We start from the raw sequence: 16,566 nt of genomic DNA, 5'->3' as shown, positions 1-16,566 counted from the left end.
GGGCATGTTGACAGTATCGATTGCCATGGGTTGCACGAAACGGAAAATGTTCTGGCTCGCGTGCAAAGCAGTTCTGCGATCACGCCCTTCACGCTGGCATAATCCAGCGCATTCCAAGCCGGAGAGCGCCCATGTCGCGTTTGCTTTTTTTACCTTTGTGCGTGGTTTTTTCGATGGCCCAGGCCGCAGGAAAAACCACGCAGAATGACGCCCACGATCTCGCCTACAGCCTCGGTGCGAGCTTGGGCGAACGCTTGCGCCAGGATGTTCCGGACTTGCAGATTCAGGCGCTGCTCGAGGGCCTGCAGCAGGCTTACCAAGGCAAACCCCTGGCGCTCGACGACCAACGCATCGAACAGCTTTTGGCTGCGCATGAAGCGCACATGGCCGAGCCGCCCAGCCAACCGAAAAGTGAAATCGCGCTGCAGGAAGAGCAGCGCTTTTTAACCGCGGAAAAAGCCAGGCCCGGCGTCAGGGTTTTGGCCGACGGCATTCTGCTGACGGAGTTGACGGCAGGTCACGGCAACACCGCGGGTGCCCACGGCAAGGTTCAGGTTCGCTACATCGGCCGGCTGCCCGACGGCAGCGTGTTCGACCAGAACGACCAGGCGCAATGGTTCAGTCTCGACAGCGTGATCCCTGGCTGGCGCACGGCGCTGAAAGACATGCCGGTGGGTGCGAAATGGCGGCTGGTCATCCCTTCTGCGCAAGCCTATGGCGCCGAGGGGGCGGGCGATCTGATCGAGCCCTTTACGCCGCTGGTTTTTGAGGTGGAACTGTTGGGCGCCACTGGCTGAACAGCCACTGAAATAAAAAACGGTGCGTCATGCGCACCGTTTCAGGGGGCTTGCCGATCAGACTCAGGCTTGTGCCGGAGCTTCTTCGTTGTGCGCCGTGTGCAGCACTTCAATCAGGCAGTCTTCGAGCTCGAAGCGCTCGTGCAGCAAACCACCCAGTTCCTTGAATTTCTCGGCGACACACTTGCCTTCGTCGCACAGATCGTTGAATGCCAGCAGCTTTTCAGTGATGACATCGATACGCGGATAGAGGGTCTCGGCCAGTTCCAGGCCACGCTTGTCGTTAAAGGCCTTGGCCTCGCCGGTGAGCTGTTCGTAGATTTCGAAATGGCCCGCCGATACGTAATCGACGAGAACGCCACAGAACTCCAGCAAGGGCTTTTGCTCTTTGCTCAAGGACTCAGGCTTGGCGCCGAGAGCATCATAGGCCCGAACCAGTTCGTGACGCTCCTGCAACCAGCGATCGATCAGCAGATGCACTCCACCCCAGCGTTCTTGAGCATTCTGACAACTTTCGAGCATGGTGATCTCTCTTCCCTTAAGGGTAATGCCGCCCGCGCTTGCCGCAAGACTTGAGTATCAAGGTTCGGCCAGGCGAAGCACCGTCGAGCAACATAAATCCAATGACGCGTGCGGGCCAGATTATGCTCGCACGCCAACTGCTTCAAGGTACGCAGGAGAGAAAGTTCATACAAGTGTTTAATCGCCGTCCGGGCCGCGGTGCGACGACTCGTCGCTGAACGGTCGCTGGCACCCATGGCAGACCAGTCGCAGGGTTTGATAAGTCGCGAGGATCGACACCGCGACAAAAAACATCAGGCTCCACTCGGCAATACTCAAGTCGAACAATGACCAGGAGATCCGCGCGCAATCGACAGTCCCCTCGAACATCTGCCGCAGCAGGCAAAGCAAGGGCATATCCCTGGAAAACCCCTGAGCGTCCGGTGAGCAGGCCACCAACTGTTCGACCGGGTCGCTCTGCAGCAGCACCTGGCGCCATGCGAAGGCCATGCCGGCGATGGCGCAGACCAGACTGGCCAGCCAATACAGGCCACTGCCCAGGTACTTCGGCCCATGCAACGCGGCGACCATGCACACCAGCATGAACAGCAACAGGCACAGGCGCTGCAACATGCACAGGCCACAGGGCTCGAGACCGACGGCAAACTCCAGATAATACGATGCGCCCAGGACCACGGCCCCCGCCAGGAAAGCCATGAAAAACAACGAGCGTGAGCAGGCCAATGACATGGCTTATCCGTAGAGGAAGGGACAGGCAATTACGGTAGAGGAAAGCGCTGCGGCCTTTCAAGACGGGTGAGCTTCAGGACTTCGACGCGAACGTAGGGAAATCCCGACAGTGTGGACAGGACTGTGCGTAGTACCTTGTAAGACTTTGCCTGCGACGTACAAAGCGATGCCGTCGCGTCATTTTTCAAGCCACAGGCTCGCCCCTTACGGCGAGCCTGATTGCTCAAATTCCTACACGCGTGCCGGTACGGGCAGTGGCGAGGCCAGCAGGCGCTCGTCGAGCAAGCCCAGGCCTTCCTGGAACAGCTGGTTGCTGCGCTCGGTATCGCCCAGTTGCGCCAGCAAGCGGGCCAGTTCGGCACAGGCCTCGGGATTACGCTGCAGGCGCAGGCTGCTCTCCAGATAGTCCCGGGCCTTGCCCCACAGACTGGTTTGCAGGCACAGCCGACCCAGGGTCAGCAGCAGGCTAGGGTCGTTGGGATGCTCCTTCAACCAGGTCTCGGCGATTTGCAGCTGGCGTGCTGGATCACTGCCGCGCAACAAGCCGTACAGACGTGCCAGGTGGCTGTCGTACTGACGCTTGAGCGCCGTGCGCAGGACCTCTTCGGCCTCGACCTCGGCGCCCAGCTGGCGCAATTGTTCGGCGTAGGCCAGCACCAGCTGCGGCTCCTGGCGTTGCGCGGAAGTCAGCTGCTGCCAGGCGCGGTTGAGTGACTGCAGACCCACGGCGCCGCTTTCCTCCCGGTGTGCCGCGAGGCTGAGGTTTTCACCCCAGGCGCGCCGCTCCAGTTCCGCCAGCTCGCTGGCGGGCAGCGCCTTGTCCTTGCGCAGTTCGGGCAACAGGCGGATCACCGAAGACCAATCGCCACGCTGCTGATGCAGGCGCTGCAATTGACGCAGGACCTGCACGCTATGGGGATGACGCTCGTGCATGGCCACCAGCGTGGTCAAGGCACCGTCGGTGTCGCCGCGGTCGGTCTGCAATTGCGCATGACTCAAGGCAATCGCCAATTCGGCCTGTGGTTGGCGCTCCAGTGCGCGCTCCAGCAGGCTGTCGCATTCTTCGTAGCGCCCTTGTTCATTGGCTGCGCGGGCAGCACCGAGGTAGTACAGCAGCGGTTGGCGCTCGGCTTCGGCGGCGCGCTGCAGATGGCGCTGGGCGCTGGCCCAGCGACCTTCGGCGAGGTCCAGCTGACCATGCTCGATGGCCACCTGCACCCGTCGGCTACGATTGCGGTTGGACCACGGATTGACCACGCCACTGGAAACCGCCACCAACTCGATCAACGCCTTGATGCCCCACAGCACCAGCCAGATCACAGCGATCAACAGCAAGGTGGCCCACAGGCTCGACTCGTAGCGGAAGGTGTCGTAGGCAATCAGCACGTAACCCGCGTGCTGGGCGATCGCCAGACCCAGGGCTCCGGCGGCCGCGATGACCAGGAACACAATGATGTACAGACGTTTCATTGGCTGGTCTCCGGCGTGGCTCCGGCAGCCTTGGCGGCGGGTTTGACCGACTCCTCGGCGTTCACATTACGACGCTCGAGGTAACCCTGGACCGCGCTCAGGGTGGTCGCCAGGTCGGGGGTGATCACCGTGACCGGCTGCTGGCTCAGTTCGCCAATCTGCTCGAGCATGACTTTGCTTTGCGGGTTGTCCTGATTGAAGCTGCCCTTGAGCACATCGCGCGCCTCTGCCAGCGCTTGGGTATAGACCGGCGCCTGACCGTTGAGCGCGGCCCACTGCGCCTGCTCCAGCGCCAGGCTCAAGGCCAGGCGGACCTGGGTCAGGCTCTGGCCGGCGAGCAACGGACGGATGTTCTTGTCGGCGCCGAAATCGATGCGGATGTAGCGCGAGATCTGATCCCACCACTGCGCCCAGCGACTGGCACCATCGCCATCGGCGGTCAGGCCGAGGAGGGACTCACCGCGATCGTGATATTCCGGCGCCAACTCGGTCAGCTCGGTCACCTGATCACGCAACGCTCCCAGCTTGAGGAACAGACCGGTACGGTCTGGCTGCTCGGTGCTGCGCAACGCCGCCAGGCTCCTGGCAATCTGCTCACGCGCAGCGAAGGAGCCCGGATCGTTCTGCTCGCGAAGGATTTCGTCTGCACCCTGGACCAGCGCCTGGGCACTGCTGATGTCCTGCAATGCCGACAGGCGCAAACTGGCCAGACGCAACAAGTGTTCGGCCTCGGCCAGGCGCCAGTCCTTGCGACTCGCGCCGAGGACGGTTTCCAGACGCTGATTGAGACGCTGCTGGTCGCCCTGCAACTGCGCGACCAGGCGGCGACGCTCTTCCAGTTCCTCGGCGGCCGGCAACTGCTCCAGGCGTGCCGACAGGCGCTGCTCGTTGAGCTTGAGGCTCTGCGCCTGGTCACCCAGGGCCTGCAACTGCCCCAATTGTTGCTGGGTGCTGGTGTGCAGCGTGCGCACCTGCCAGACACCCCAGCCGCCGACGGCAACACCCGCAGCGCCGACCAGCAACGCCACGAGCGCCAAGCCATTGCCGCGGCGCGGGGCTGGGTTGTTTACGGGTTCAACCGGCGCGTCGAGCGCGGGTTGCAGGTCATCTTTGGGCAAGGCTGTTTCGCTCACGTATCCATCCTTTGCATTAGAAAACGGGGCGGGTATCCCGCAACGCCGTCAGCAAAGCCGTGGCACTGGCACCACGACAATCCACAACTATTTGGGCGCCTGCCGCTCGCGCCATTTCGGCAACCCTGGGACTGGGCACAAACAAGGGCAACTGCGCGAGCGCCGGCCAGCTGTCACCGGCCAATTGCTGGAAGTGCTCGAAACCCTGTCCACTGCTGACCACCAGGCCGTTCAAGCGTTCCGCCGATATCCGCTCGAGCAAGGCGCCGGGCGCATAGGACGGCAAGCCGCGCCGATAGACTTCCAGATAATCGACACTAGCACCTCGCTCGCGCAATCGCTCAGCCAGCAGCTCGCGCCCGCCCTCCCCACGCAGGATCAACACCTGGGCGTCGGGTCGGGCGATTGCCTCGCTCAACGACGTCAGCGCCAGCAAGGCTTCGCTGTCGTCGCCCTGCTGCGGGAAGCTGACCTGCAGGCCGTGCTCCTGGAGCACCTGCGCCGTTGCCGCGCCGACACTGAACCACTGCATGGACGGCAAGCGTGGCCAGGACGGCGCGATCAGCGCCAGCCCCATGCGGGCGGCCGGCTTGCTGACCACGATCACCGCGCAATAGCGATCCAGGTGCTCGATCACGTCGCGCATTGTCGCAGAGGCTGCAATCGGCGCCATTTCTAAAAGCGGCAGGCTGCTGCTGAAAATCCCCTCTTGTGCCAAAAAAACTGCCAGCGCCGCAGAGTCTTCTGCCGGGCGCGTCAGCAGCAGGCGCCAGCCTGTCACTCGTGCCCCGCCTCACCGTAGACCGCTTTCAGAATCGTGTCGGCCCCCTGGTTCAGCAGGTCTTCGGCAACTCTCACGCCCAAGGCCTCGGCATCGCCCCGCGGGGCTCGAGCCTGGGCATTGAGCAGTTGGCTGCCGTTGGGATCGCCGACCAGGCCACGCAACCAGACCTGCTCACCCTCGAGCACGGCATAGCAGGCAATCGGCACCTGGCAGCCACCGTTGAGGTGCTTGTTCAGCGAGCGCTCGGCAGTCACGCGGGTCGCCGTGTCCTGATGATGCAGTGGCGCCAGCAGGGCGTGGATTTCGCTGTCGGCGCTGCGGCATTCGATACCCACCGCGCCCTGGCCACCGGCAGGCAGACTGTCGTCGACACTGATCGAGGAACTGATGCGATCTTCGAAGCCCAGGCGAATCAGGCCGGCCGCCGCAAGAATGATTGCGTCGTACTCGCCGGCGTCCAGCTTGGCCAGGCGCGTGTTGACGTTGCCGCGCAGAAAGCGGATCTGCAGGTCTGGGCGACGGCTGAGCAGTTGAGTCTGGCGACGCAGGCTGGAGGTACCCACCACACTGCCCTGGGGCAGCGCCTCAAGGCTGGCGTAGGTGTTGGAGACGAACGCGTCGCGCGGGTCTTCGCGCTCGCAGATGCAGTACAGGCCCAGGCCTTGCGGGAAGTCCATGGGCACGTCTTTCATCGAGTGCACGGCAATGTCGGCTTCGTTTTCAAGCAGCGCGGTTTCCAGTTCCTTGACGAACAGGCCCTTGCCACCGATTTTCGACAGCGGCGAGTCGAGCAGCTTGTCGCCGCGACTGACCATGGGCACCAGCGTCACGATCAGGCCGGGATGAGCCTGCTCCAGACGAGCCTTGACGTATTCGGCCTGCCACAAGGCCAGGGCACTTTTGCGGGTAGCGATGCGGATTTCGCGAGGGGACATGGATCAATCCGTACTGAATAGATACGGCGGATGATAACAGCTCAGCCAAATTCGCTTTGACTTGTATCAGGGGCAACGTGGCCTCCCTGGCCTCACATGCCCGGCAATAGGGTGCAGAATTTACGCGCGAACCTCGGCTTAAAGCTGTTGCATCATCTTGCGCACGCCCGCGACATGACGCCGGCTGACAATCAGCGCATCGCCATTGAGGCCTTTGAGAAACAGCTGGAAATGCCCGAGCGGCGTCCGCTGCAGCCGCTCGATCCGCTCTCGCGCCACCAGCGCATTGCGGTGGATCCGCACGAAGCGGTCGCCGAATTCGTCTTCCAGGGCCTTGAGTGGCTCGTCGAGCAGGACCTCGCCGCCTTCATGGCGCAACGTCACGTATTTGTGGTCGGCGATAAAATAGACCACCTGGGCCAATGGAATCAGTTCGATGCCTTTGCGGGTTCGGGCGCTGATATGACTGCGTGGGCCGCTGCCGCTTTCGGCTGCCGGCCGAGTCAGGGCTGCCAGTTGCACACGATTGGGACGCTCGGCTTTTTTCAGGGCGTCCAGCAGTTGCTCCGAACGCACCGGCTTGACCAGGTAGCCCACGGCGCTGGCTTGCAGGGCGGCGATGGCAAATTCATCCTGGGCGGCGCAGAACACTACTGCCGGCGGGGTTTCCCGTTCGCACAGTCGGGCGGCGACTTGCAGCCCATCGAGGCCGGGCATGCGGACGTCGAGCAGCACGATATCGGGCTTCAGGCTGTCGATCAGGGCCAATGCCTCTTCGCCATTGGTGGCGCTGGGCTCCAGGACACTGTACCCCTCGAGCTCACCGACCATACGGCTCAGGCGCTCGCGGGCCAGGGGTTCATCATCAACGATCAGGACATTCATATTGCGCTGGATTCCTGCGTGAGTCTCGCACAAGGATAGCGTAGACAGGTGAAGTGACATCCGTCACCGCGATCCACGCTAAGACTAGCGCGAGCGCCAAAAAGTGCCGCACGTCGGACAGCAATATTTATCGGTGTCGGTGCGACGGTGTGAAAACCCAGTCCTGACGAGGCAGCACCGCAGGCATTATCGATAGCCACTCTTCACACCCCCGCGCTCTTCAACTGTCGGCCTGGAGTCGGACCGGCGCGCGCCTGAATCGCACAATCACGCGGCCCCTATCGTCCAACTGTAGACGCTCGCCGTACCAACCGTCGGCAATTGACAAATATCGTTGCGCATTCCCGCTGACGACCCATGCTGCGCGACCGCGCAAAACAGCAAAAACCTGTCGACCGGCGTCACCGACAGGATTGGCAACCCTGTTATTATCCGCCGCAGGTTTTTACGCCATTCTCCTTCAGCCGATCACGAGCGAATTCATGAGCACTGACAAGACCAATCAGTCCTGGGGCGGCCGCTTCAGTGAGCCCGTCGACGCCTTCGTCGCCCGCTTCACCGCCTCCGTCACTTTCGACCAGCGCCTGTATCGCCACGACATCATGGGCTCCGTCGCCCATGCCACCATGCTGGCCAAGGTCGGCGTGCTGACCGATGCCGAGCGCGACAGCATCATCGACGGCCTGAACACCATCCAGGGCGAAATCGAAGCCGGTACCTTTGACTGGCGCATCGACCTGGAAGACGTGCACATGAACATCGAGGCGCGCCTGACCGACCGCATCGGCGTCACCGGCAAGAAACTGCACACTGGTCGCAGCCGCAACGACCAGGTGGCCACCGACATCCGCCTGTGGCTGCGTGACGAGATCGACCTGATCCTCGCTGAAATCACCCGCCTGCAAAAAGGTCTGCTGGAGCAGGCCGAGCGTGAAGCCGAGACCATCATGCCGGGCTTCACCCACCTGCAAACCGCCCAGCCGGTGACCTTCGGGCATCACATGCTGGCGTGGTTCGAGATGCTCAGCCGTGACTACGAGCGTCTGGTCGACTGCCGCAAACGCACCAACCGCATGCCCCTGGGCAGCGCCGCGCTGGCCGGCACCACCTACCCGATCGACCGTGAGCTGACCGCGCAACTGCTGGGCTTCGACGCCGTCGGCGGCAACTCGCTGGATAACGTGTCCGATCGCGATTTCGCCATCGAATTCTGCGCCGCCGCCAGCATCGCGATGATGCACCTGTCGCGCTTCTCCGAAGAACTGGTGCTGTGGACCAGCGCGCAGTTCCAGTTCATCGATCTGCCAGACCGCTTCTGCACCGGCAGCTCGATCATGCCGCAAAAGAAAAACCCGGACGTGCCGGAGCTGGTACGCGGCAAGAGCGGCCGGGTGTTCGGCGCGCTGATGGGTCTGCTGACCTTGATGAAGGGCCAGCCGCTGGCCTACAACAAGGACAACCAGGAAGACAAGGAACCCCTGTTCGACGCCGCCGACACCCTGCGCGATTCGTTGCGGGCCTTTGCCGACATGATCCCGGCGATCAAGCCCAAGCACGCCATCATGCGTGAAGCGGCCCTGCGCGGCTTCTCCACCGCCACCGACCTGGCGGATTACCTGGTGCGCCGCGGCCTGCCGTTCCGTGATTGCCACGAAATCGTCGGCCACGCGGTGAAATACGGCGTAGAGAGCGGCAAGGACCTGGCAGAGATGAGCCTGGAAGAACTGCGTCAGTTCAGCGACCAGATCGAGCAGGACGTATTTGCCGTATTGACCCTGGAAGGCTCGGTGAACGCCCGCAACCATATCGGCGGTACTGCGCCGGCACAGGTGAAGCTGGCGGTGGTGCGCGGCCAGGCGTTGTTGGCCAGCCGCTAAAAGCTTCGCGGCGAGCCCGCTCCCACAGGTCAATGTCACACACCTGCAGGAGCTGGCTTGCCAGCGAACGCCATCTAAAATCCAGCAAAGTCCTACTGCTTGGCAGCAATCATCGCCAAAAACTCCGGCATCGCCGCGTCCTTGTCCGCCGCAACTTTCTGCACATACGGGTCCTGCTCCAGCAACTCCAGCAACTCCAGCAACGCCTTCGCCTGCGGCAACTCGGCCAGCAGATCAATCCCGAACAACTTCTTCCCCACCCCATAGGCCAATGGCACGCTGTACAGGAAATACAGATCAGCCAGACTCAGGCTGTCGCCCGCCACATAGGGGGTAAATTTGCCGTGTCTGCCCAGGGCTGCAAATCCCAGCAGCAGCTCATTTCTGGCTTTTTCCTTGATAGGCTCTGGCACAACCCCACCGAAAAACGCCTCGCCATAACAGGCGCGCGCCGGCAGTTCGATGTACAGCTCGATTTCCTTGGCCAGCGCCAGCACTTGCGCCCGTTCGAACGGCTCGGTCGGCAGCAGCGGCTTGCCCGCCTGGCTGCTCTCGATGTACTCAAGGATTACCGCAGTTTCATTGATGTAGCCCTGATCAGTACCCAGCACCGGCACCTTGCCCCTCGGGCTGATCGCCAGCGATTCTGGCGACTGCGTCGGATAAAACCTGACCTCTTCGAACGGCAGGCCTTTTTCCAGCAGCGCCAGCTTGACCATGTTGTAGTAGTTGCTGACGGCGAATCCGTAAAGTTTGAGCATCACAAGCCTCCAGGCCGTGCGGGGTGGGCAGTGCCTGTTTATAGATCCCGTGGGGGATTCTTGCCAGCAGCATCAGTGGGCTGAATGCAGGTAAACTGGCGCTCTTTCCTTGAGGAGCCTGCCATGAGCGAGCCAACCGATATCGACACCGACGAAGAAGAGTTCGCCGAAACCACGCTGGTCGAAGCGATCGAAAACCAGATCGAAAGCGACAATCCGCCAGCAGCCAAGGCGACGTTCAACAAACTGACCCTGGTCGGCTACGAGCGTGACGAGATTCTCAATATGATGGCCCATGTCCTGGCGTACGAAATCGACGCCATCCTTGAAGAGGACCGCGCGTTCAACACCGAATGGTATGAAACCGCTCTGCGCGCCCTGCCCGAATTGCCGCCGGAAAAATCCTGATGTGAGTCGAACGCTCCCACCCCACGCTGCCTGTGCAGCGTCGGGAGCGAGTTCGCACGCAAGGCCGGCGGGCACCTCGCTGATCTGCGACGAAATGCTCTCAGCCAACACTGGACAGCCAAGCCCAGTGAGTTCACCTTAGGGGCGCTTGAGTCTTATTCCTAGAAAGTCTGGAGTCCTTATGTCGCTTACCCCTGAGTTGGTTGCCGAACTGGAAATCCTTGCACTCTTCAACCTGGACAGTTCCCAGGAAGGCCTGAAAATTCATCAGACCGCTGCCCCGAAAGCGATTGCCGCTGCACAACGCCTATATGAAAAAGAACTGACCGATCAACCTGATGGCGGTTACCTGACCAGCCTGGGACGTGACGCCGCGCAGAGTGTGCAGACCGTACTGACCATCCTGACCACATCAGCCAAAGAACCCGCATAACGACACCCGTATCGCCCACGGAAACCCCTGTGACGGGATTTCCGCGGGCCGACTGTCGCCCCCTGGTAGAAATCTGACGCCAGAAACCAACAATCAGCTTAAAAGTCATGCCGGCGAAGCTGTAGACTGGCTCCCGTCCCGAGACTTCCCACGTTCGTTCACTACGAGCCGGTTCAAGCTGACATGACCCGCACCCACGAAATCCGCCCCGACCTGGATGAGGGCATCGATCGCAAGGTCCTCGGACAACTGCGTGCGCGCTTTCTCAAGCTCAATGAAGGCCGGCTGGCACGCGCCGAGGAAGGTCTGTCGCCACGCCAGCAAGTCGTGCTGAAACTGCTGCCGCTGTTTTTTCACGTCAATCATCCCTTGCTGCCCGGCTATGTCTCGAGCAGCACGCCCGCCGGGCTGTCGAACTTCGAGCCCGACGCCAGTGCGCTTGCCGAAGCCCAGCGCCTGACCCGCTCGTTTTCCTACAAGACCCGCCTTGGCAATCCACCGCGGCCCATTCACGGCCTGTTTCTCATGGGCAGCCTCGGCACCCTGGCCCAGGCCGACCAGAGCGACATGGACGTGTGGGTCTGCCACGCCCCGGACCTGACGGACAACGAAGTCGCCGAGCTCGGTAAAAAATGCCAGCTACTGGAAGCCTGGGCCGCGAGCCAGGGCGCCGAAGTGCATTTTTTCCTGATCGACGCCCAGCGTTTCGTCCGCGGTGAGCGCGACAGTCAACTCAGCTCCGAAGACTGCGGCACCACCCAGCACTACCTGCTGCTGGATGAGTTTTACCGCACCGCAATCTGGCTGGCCGGGCGGACGCCGATCTGGTGGCTGGTGCCGGTGTACGAAGAAGCCGGCTACGAGCTGTACACCCACACCCTGCTGTCCAAGCGCTTTATCCGCGCCGACGAAACCCTGGACCTTGGCCATCTGGCGCATATTCCCCCCGGCGAGTTCATCGGCGCCGGGCTGTGGCAGCTGTTCAAGGGCATCGAGTCGCCCTACAAGTCGGTGCTCAAACTGCTGCTGATCGAGGTCTACGCCAGCGAACATCCGCGCGTCGAATGCCTGAGCCTGCGCTTCAAGCAGGCGGTGTTCGCCAACCGTCTCGACCTCGATGAGCTGGACCCTTACATCGGGGTCTACCGGCGCATCGAGGAATACCTGATGGCCCGGGGCGAACCGGAGCGCCTGGAATTGGTGCGGCGCGCCCTGTACCTCAAGGTCAACCGCAAGCTCACCGGCCTCGGCCGGCAGCGCAGCAACAGTTGGCAGCGGCAATTGCTCGAGCGCCTGACTCGCGAGTGGCACTGGGATCAGCGGCAACTGGCGATGCTCGACAGTCGTAGCCAATGGAAAGTCCGCCAGGTCAGCGCCGAGCGTCGTGCGCTGGTCAGCGAGCTCAATTACAGTTATCGCTTCCTGAGCCAGTTTGCCCGCAACGAACAGAGCGTCGGCCTGCTCAACCAACGCGACCTCAAGGTACTCGGGCGCAGGCTCTATGCGGCCTTCGAGCGCAAGGCCGACAAGGTCGAGGTGATCAACCCGGGGATTGCCCCGGACCTGGCCGAGGACACCCTGACGCTGGTGCAGTCCCGCGACAAGAACGAGCCAGGGCAAAGCCATTGGGGCTTGTACAACGGCAGCTTGAGCAAGTTGGAGTGGGAGCATTTCTCACCGATCAAGCGCAGCCGGCAGCTCCTAGAATTACTCACCTGGAGCCATCGCAACGGCGTGATCGACAGCAGCACGCGCCTGGCACTGCACCCCGGCAGCAGCGATCTGAGCGAATTCGAACTGTTCAACCTGCTGGGCAGCCTGCAACAGAGCGTTGCCCTGCCCTTGCCGATGGTCGACGAAGAACAGCTGCTACGTGCCAGCGTGCCCAGCGAAGTGCTGATTCTGGTGAACGTGGGACTCGACCCGCTCAAACAGCATCGCGAACTGAACATCCTGATGACGACCGAGCGCACGGATTCCTTGAGCTATGCCGGCGTGCGCGAAAACCTGGTGCTGACCCTCGACCGGGTCACGCTGAACAGCTGGAACGAAGTGCTGGTCAGCCGCCACGACGGTCCACATGCCCTGCTCGACTGCCTGCGTGACTACCTCAACGAGCTGCCACAGGACGCCCGACAGCCGCAGCTGCGGGTGCGTTGTTTCTGTCATAACCGGGCGCCGTTCATCGCTCAACGGGTGGAAGAGGTCTTCGACACCGCGCATAACCTGCTGCTCAGCGGGCTCAATCACCGCTATCTGATTCAGGTCCAGCAGCGCTACCACGTGCTGGAACTGGTGCCGGGACAGGTCCGGCATGTCGCCCTGGCCAACCTGCCGGCCCTGCTGGACTACCTGGGCAAGGAGCAGAAGCAGTACAGCCCGCTGCACCTGGACCCGATGGCCCTCGATGATGAGGACCTGGCGCTCATCCTGCCCATGGGGCTGCCGGGGTGCATCCAGGTGTTCTACCGGCTCTACGACAGAGCGGCCGAGCTGTACGTGCTCGATGAATTCAATGTGCTGTGGCGACAGCAGCAGCCGTTCCACGACGAAACCAGCCTGCTGCTGCCGCTGCAACGTTTCCTGCAGTCGATCCTGTATCGCCGCGAAGCGCTGATGCCCATGGATACCAGCCCATCAGCGACGGCGCTGGACACGCTGTACTACCAATTGCTGCCTTCGGGTGTCGGCCGGGCGCGCCGGGTCGAGGCGCGGCAAGCGCCACAGAGCGCCGCGGACAAGCCGTTCTACGAAGTCCAGGCAATTGTCGGCAAGGCCGCGCCCGGCAAGGTGCAGGTCACCTTGTATTGCAATCAGCGGGAGTTCAGCGAGCTGGAACACGGCGACGTACTGTTTGCGGTGGTCGCGCAGGCAATTGTCGAGCAACGTCGTGAAGTCCAGCCGTATCGCTGTTACATCACCGACCTCGACCTGTCGGGCCTGCCCGGTGACGGGCAAGGCTCAAGCCAGCTTTACCTGCGCTACAAGGCAGACCTGGAGCGCGCATTGAACAAGGCGCTCGAACAGGTTTAAAGCGTAATCACTCTGGAAAAGCGCCGCCATTGGCCGGTTGGCTTTCCACTTCGAGCAAGGTCAACTTCAGGGTCTTGCCACCAGGTGCCGGCCAGTCGATGTGCTGACCCACCTTCAGGCCCAGCAGGGCGCTGCCCACGGGCGCAAGAATGGAAATCTTGCCTTCGTCGGCGTTGGCATCCTTGGGGTAAACCAGGGTCAGGTGATAATCCTTGCCGCTGCTTTCCTCCCGGCAATGCACCCGCGAGTTCATGGTGACCACGTCGGCAGGCACCTCATCGTGACCGACCAGCGTTTCGGCGCGATCCAGTTCGGTTTGCAGCGCAATCACGCCCGGAAGCTTTTCATCCAGGCCGTCGATCAGGCGTTCCAGACGCTGTACGTCCAGACGAGTAAGGGTGATGGAAGGTGCGGTCATGATTCAGGCAGACTCCTTTCTTCTGCACGAAAAAAGCAAAACCCCGCCAAAAAATAGGCGGGGTTTTCACGCGCCTCGATGAGTTGAGGCGTAACCGGACACTATCACAGCTCAAAAAATATACAAGCCATCGGCAGCCCGACTCAGCTCGTACTGCGGCGTTGCGCCGCCTGCTGGCAAATCACCCGGCGTCGCTGGTCATCCGCCGAACGCCACTCGCGTATGTCTTCGACGTGGCGAAAACAGCCGATGCAGACCTTCTGCTCGTCGAGCCGGCAGACACTGGTGCAAGGCGACGGCACGGCCGGGCTGACATTGCTGAACAGCGGCTTGGGCGGGCGAACCGAGGCGGCCTGGGTCACGACTTCACAGACCTTCGAAATCGAGGTCGGCATCGGCCTGCTGCTTGACGATACGCTCGAGCATTTCACCCAACTGCTCTTCGCTCTTGTCGCACATCCAGCGCTCGCTTTCCTCGTCGTAGTCGAAATGGAAACCGCCGGATACGGCCGCCAACCACAGCTGACGCAATGGTTCCTGGCGACTGAAAATCAACTGGCTGCCGCCTTCGAACTTGACAGTCAGCACACCCGCCGAGCTTTCCAGGTCAACGTCCAGCTCGCTGTCGTCGAAAATATCTTCCAGGGTCTGCTGGGTGGCATCGACCAGGTCGTGGAAACGGGCTTCAGTCAAACTCATTGCGGCAACCTCGAAAAGTGTCTACTTGCGCTCAAGCGCCGCAAGATACGGACGCGCCGGGGCGATTGCAAAGGATAACGTTCAAGCACCGCAGACGCTTGCACAATAACCACCCGACGCCCTCGGAATGATCAGTGGCGATGGGCAAAGCCCCGCCAGACGGGTGGCCCGTCGCATAGGCAAGCTGCCGGGTGGCCGGTATACTCCGGCGCAATTAACGCATTTTCAAGGATTTCGCCATGAAGCGCCTGATCTCTTCCGTTGCTGCGCTCGCGTCACTCGTCGCTTTTACCTGCCTGTTGTCGGCCTGCGGCCAGAAAGGTCCGCTGTACCTGCCCGATGACAGCAAGCCTGCCGATGAGCAGGCCAAGTCGTCGCAGGCAAAATCCCATGACCACAGCAACAGCAGCAGCACCTACTAAGGGAACATCATGGACGCTTTTAACTACCGTGACGGTGAGCTGTTCGCGGAAGGTGTTGCCTTGTCCGCCATCGCCGAGCGCTTTGGCACGCCAACCTACGTCTACTCCCGCGCGCACATCGAGGCCCAGTACCTGGCCTATGCCGATGCACTGGCGGGCACGCCGCACCTGATCTGCTTCGCGGTCAAGGCCAACTCCAACCTGGGCGTGCTGAATGTCCTGGCGCGCCTGGGCGCCGGTTTCGACATCGTCTCCCGTGGCGAGCTGGAACGTGTACTGGCTGCAGGCGGCCAGGCTGACAAGATCGTGTTCTCCGGTGTCGGCAAGACCCGCGACGACATGCGCCGCGCCCTGGAAGTCGGCGTGCATTGCTTCAACGTCGAATCCACCGACGAGCTGGAGCGCCTGCAGGTAGTGGCTGCCGAGCTGGGTGTTCGCGCACCGATCTCCCTGCGCGTCAACCCGGACGTCGACGCCGGCACCCACCCGTACATTTCCACCGGCTTGAAAGAAAACAAGTTCGGCATCGCGATTGCAGATGCCGAAGACGTGTACATCCGTGCCGCCCAACTGCCCAACCTGGAAGTGGTCGGCGTCGATTGCCACATCGGCTCGCAACTGACCACTCTGCCACCGTTCATCGATGCCCTCGATCGCCTGCTGGGCTTGATCGACCGTCTCGGCGACTGCGGCATCTACCTGCGCCACATCGACCTCGGTGGCGGCCTCGGCGTGCGTTATCGCGATGAAGAGCCGCCATTGGCTGGCGACTACATCAAGGCGGTGCGCGAGCGTATCGACGGTCGCGATCTGGCACTGGTGTTCGAGCCCGGCCGCTTCATCGTGGCCAACGCCGGCGTACTGCTGACCCAGGTCGAGTACCTCAAGCACACCGAACACAAGGACTTCGCCATCGTCGACGCGGCGATGAACGACCTGATCCGCCCGGCGCTGTACCAGGCCTGGATGGACGTCACCGCCGTGCGCCCACGCGATAGCGCAGCACGTGCCTACGACATCGTCGGGCCGATTTGCGAAACCGGTGACTTCCTCGCCAAGGACCGTCAACTGGCGCTGGAAGAAGGCGACCTGCTGGCTGTGCATTCGGCCGGTGCCTACGGGTTTGTCATGAGTTCCAACTACAACACCCGCGGCCGTTGCGCCGAGGTGCTGGTGGACGGTGATCAGGCATTTGAAGTGCGTCGCCGCGAGACGGTAGCCGAGTTGTTCGCTGGCGAAAGCCTGCTGCCGGAGTAACCC

At 62.0% G+C, this 16,566-nt stretch carries 18 protein-coding genes and 1 pseudogene; 7 read left to right on the top strand and 12 right to left on the bottom strand.

Going from position 1 to position 16,566, the window contains the following annotated elements:
* The first annotated feature begins 131 nt into the window (after positions 1-131).
* Positions 132-797, top strand: coding sequence for an FKBP-type peptidyl-prolyl cis-trans isomerase (locus ACZYR5_RS05700; RefSeq protein WP_489088797.1), 666 nt, complete (start codon positions 132-134; stop codon positions 795-797).
* 63 nt (positions 798-860) lie between these two features.
* Here ACZYR5_RS05700 and rsd read toward each other — a convergent pair whose 3' ends face one another.
* The 8 genes and pseudogenes from rsd to ACZYR5_RS05660 all read right to left on the bottom strand — a co-directional run.
* On the bottom strand, positions 861-1,319 hold the full coding sequence (gene rsd / locus ACZYR5_RS05695) for a sigma D regulator (RefSeq protein ID WP_489088798.1): 459 nt from the start codon (positions 1,317-1,319) through the stop codon (positions 861-863).
* 177 nt (positions 1,320-1,496) lie between these two features.
* Positions 1,497-2,048 carry a disulfide bond formation protein B gene (locus tag ACZYR5_RS05690; RefSeq protein WP_489088799.1) on the bottom strand — a complete coding sequence of 184 codons (552 nt, stop codon included), beginning with the start codon at positions 2,046-2,048 and terminating at the stop codon, positions 1,497-1,499.
* Positions 2,049-2,279: 231 nt separating this feature from the next.
* Complete coding sequence (locus tag ACZYR5_RS05685; RefSeq protein ID WP_489088800.1) at positions 2,280-3,518, bottom strand: heme biosynthesis protein HemY; 1,239 nt, start codon at positions 3,516-3,518, stop codon at positions 2,280-2,282.
* Complete coding sequence (locus tag ACZYR5_RS05680; protein WP_489088801.1) at positions 3,515-4,651, bottom strand: uroporphyrinogen-III C-methyltransferase; 1,137 nt, start codon at positions 4,649-4,651, stop codon at positions 3,515-3,517. The genes ACZYR5_RS05685 and ACZYR5_RS05680 overlap by 4 nt, the downstream gene beginning before the upstream one ends.
* 16 nt (positions 4,652-4,667) lie before the next feature.
* Positions 4,668-5,432 (bottom strand): uroporphyrinogen-III synthase, encoded by a 765-nt coding sequence (locus ACZYR5_RS05675; protein ID WP_489088802.1) that lies wholly within the window; start codon positions 5,430-5,432, stop codon positions 4,668-4,670.
* On the bottom strand, positions 5,429-6,370 hold the full coding sequence (hemC, locus tag ACZYR5_RS05670) for a hydroxymethylbilane synthase (RefSeq protein WP_489088803.1): 942 nt from the start codon (positions 6,368-6,370) through the stop codon (positions 5,429-5,431). The genes ACZYR5_RS05675 and hemC overlap by 4 nt, the downstream gene beginning before the upstream one ends.
* Before the next feature lie 138 nt (positions 6,371-6,508).
* Positions 6,509-7,255 carry a LytR/AlgR family response regulator transcription factor gene (locus ACZYR5_RS05665; protein WP_489088804.1) on the bottom strand — a complete coding sequence of 249 codons (747 nt, stop codon included), beginning with the start codon at positions 7,253-7,255 and terminating at the stop codon, positions 6,509-6,511.
* Positions 7,252-7,383: pseudogene (locus ACZYR5_RS05660) on the bottom strand (sensor histidine kinase); the annotation flags it as partial. The pseudogene ACZYR5_RS05660 and the gene ACZYR5_RS05665, both read right to left, overlap by 4 nt.
* Before the next feature lie 354 nt (positions 7,384-7,737).
* Here ACZYR5_RS05660 and argH point away from each other — a divergent pair.
* Complete coding sequence (argH, locus tag ACZYR5_RS05655; RefSeq protein WP_489088805.1) at positions 7,738-9,132, top strand: argininosuccinate lyase; 1,395 nt, start codon at positions 7,738-7,740, stop codon at positions 9,130-9,132.
* 92 nt (positions 9,133-9,224) lie between these two features.
* Here argH and ACZYR5_RS05650 read toward each other — a convergent pair whose 3' ends face one another.
* Positions 9,225-9,893, bottom strand: coding sequence for a glutathione S-transferase family protein (locus ACZYR5_RS05650; protein WP_489088806.1), 669 nt, complete (start codon positions 9,891-9,893; stop codon positions 9,225-9,227).
* A gap of 123 nt (positions 9,894-10,016) precedes the next feature.
* Here ACZYR5_RS05650 and ACZYR5_RS05645 point away from each other — a divergent pair, with 123 nt between their 5' ends.
* The 3 genes from ACZYR5_RS05645 (at position 10,017) to ACZYR5_RS05635 (ending at position 13,767) form a co-directional block, all read left to right on the top strand.
* The gene (locus ACZYR5_RS05645; protein ID WP_489088807.1) at positions 10,017-10,301 is read left to right on the top strand and encodes a hypothetical protein; all 285 of its coding nucleotides are present in this window, start codon (positions 10,017-10,019) and stop codon (positions 10,299-10,301) included.
* Positions 10,302-10,482: 181 nt separating this feature from the next.
* Entirely contained in the window at positions 10,483-10,734 is a 252-nt protein-coding gene (locus ACZYR5_RS05640) for a TIGR02647 family protein (RefSeq protein WP_489088808.1), read from the top strand.
* Positions 10,735-10,917: 183 nt separating this feature from the next.
* Entirely contained in the window at positions 10,918-13,767 is a 2,850-nt protein-coding gene (locus ACZYR5_RS05635; protein WP_489088809.1) for a class I adenylate cyclase, read from the top strand.
* Between the two features lie 7 nt (positions 13,768-13,774).
* Here the strand turns inward: ACZYR5_RS05635 and rnk are convergent, their stop codons facing one another.
* The 3 genes from rnk to cyaY form a co-directional block, all read right to left on the bottom strand.
* Positions 13,775-14,185, bottom strand: a complete 411-nt coding sequence (gene rnk, locus ACZYR5_RS05630) for a nucleoside diphosphate kinase regulator (RefSeq protein ID WP_489088810.1) — start codon at positions 14,183-14,185, stop codon at positions 13,775-13,777.
* Positions 14,186-14,328: 143 nt separating this feature from the next.
* Positions 14,329-14,547, bottom strand: a complete 219-nt coding sequence (locus ACZYR5_RS05625) for a DUF1289 domain-containing protein (RefSeq protein ID WP_489089053.1) — start codon at positions 14,545-14,547, stop codon at positions 14,329-14,331.
* Between the two features lie 4 nt (positions 14,548-14,551).
* Positions 14,552-14,884 (bottom strand): iron donor protein CyaY, encoded by a 333-nt coding sequence (gene cyaY / locus ACZYR5_RS05620; RefSeq protein ID WP_489088811.1) that lies wholly within the window; start codon positions 14,882-14,884, stop codon positions 14,552-14,554.
* A 239-nt stretch (positions 14,885-15,123) separates the two neighbouring features.
* Here cyaY and lptM point away from each other — a divergent pair, with 239 nt between their 5' ends.
* Both lptM and lysA read left to right on the top strand, forming a co-directional pair.
* A complete protein-coding gene (gene lptM, locus ACZYR5_RS05615; protein WP_489088812.1) occupies positions 15,124-15,306 on the top strand; it encodes an LPS translocon maturation chaperone LptM in 183 nt (60 codons plus the stop codon).
* Positions 15,307-15,315: 9 nt separating this feature from the next.
* Positions 15,316-16,563, top strand: a complete 1,248-nt coding sequence (gene lysA, locus ACZYR5_RS05610) for a diaminopimelate decarboxylase (RefSeq protein ID WP_489088813.1) — start codon at positions 15,316-15,318, stop codon at positions 16,561-16,563.
* Positions 16,564-16,566 lie beyond the last annotated feature (3 nt).

This window comes from Pseudomonas sp. F007, assembly GCF_057814275.1.
This window is presented reverse-complemented; position numbering and strand designations above follow the sequence as displayed.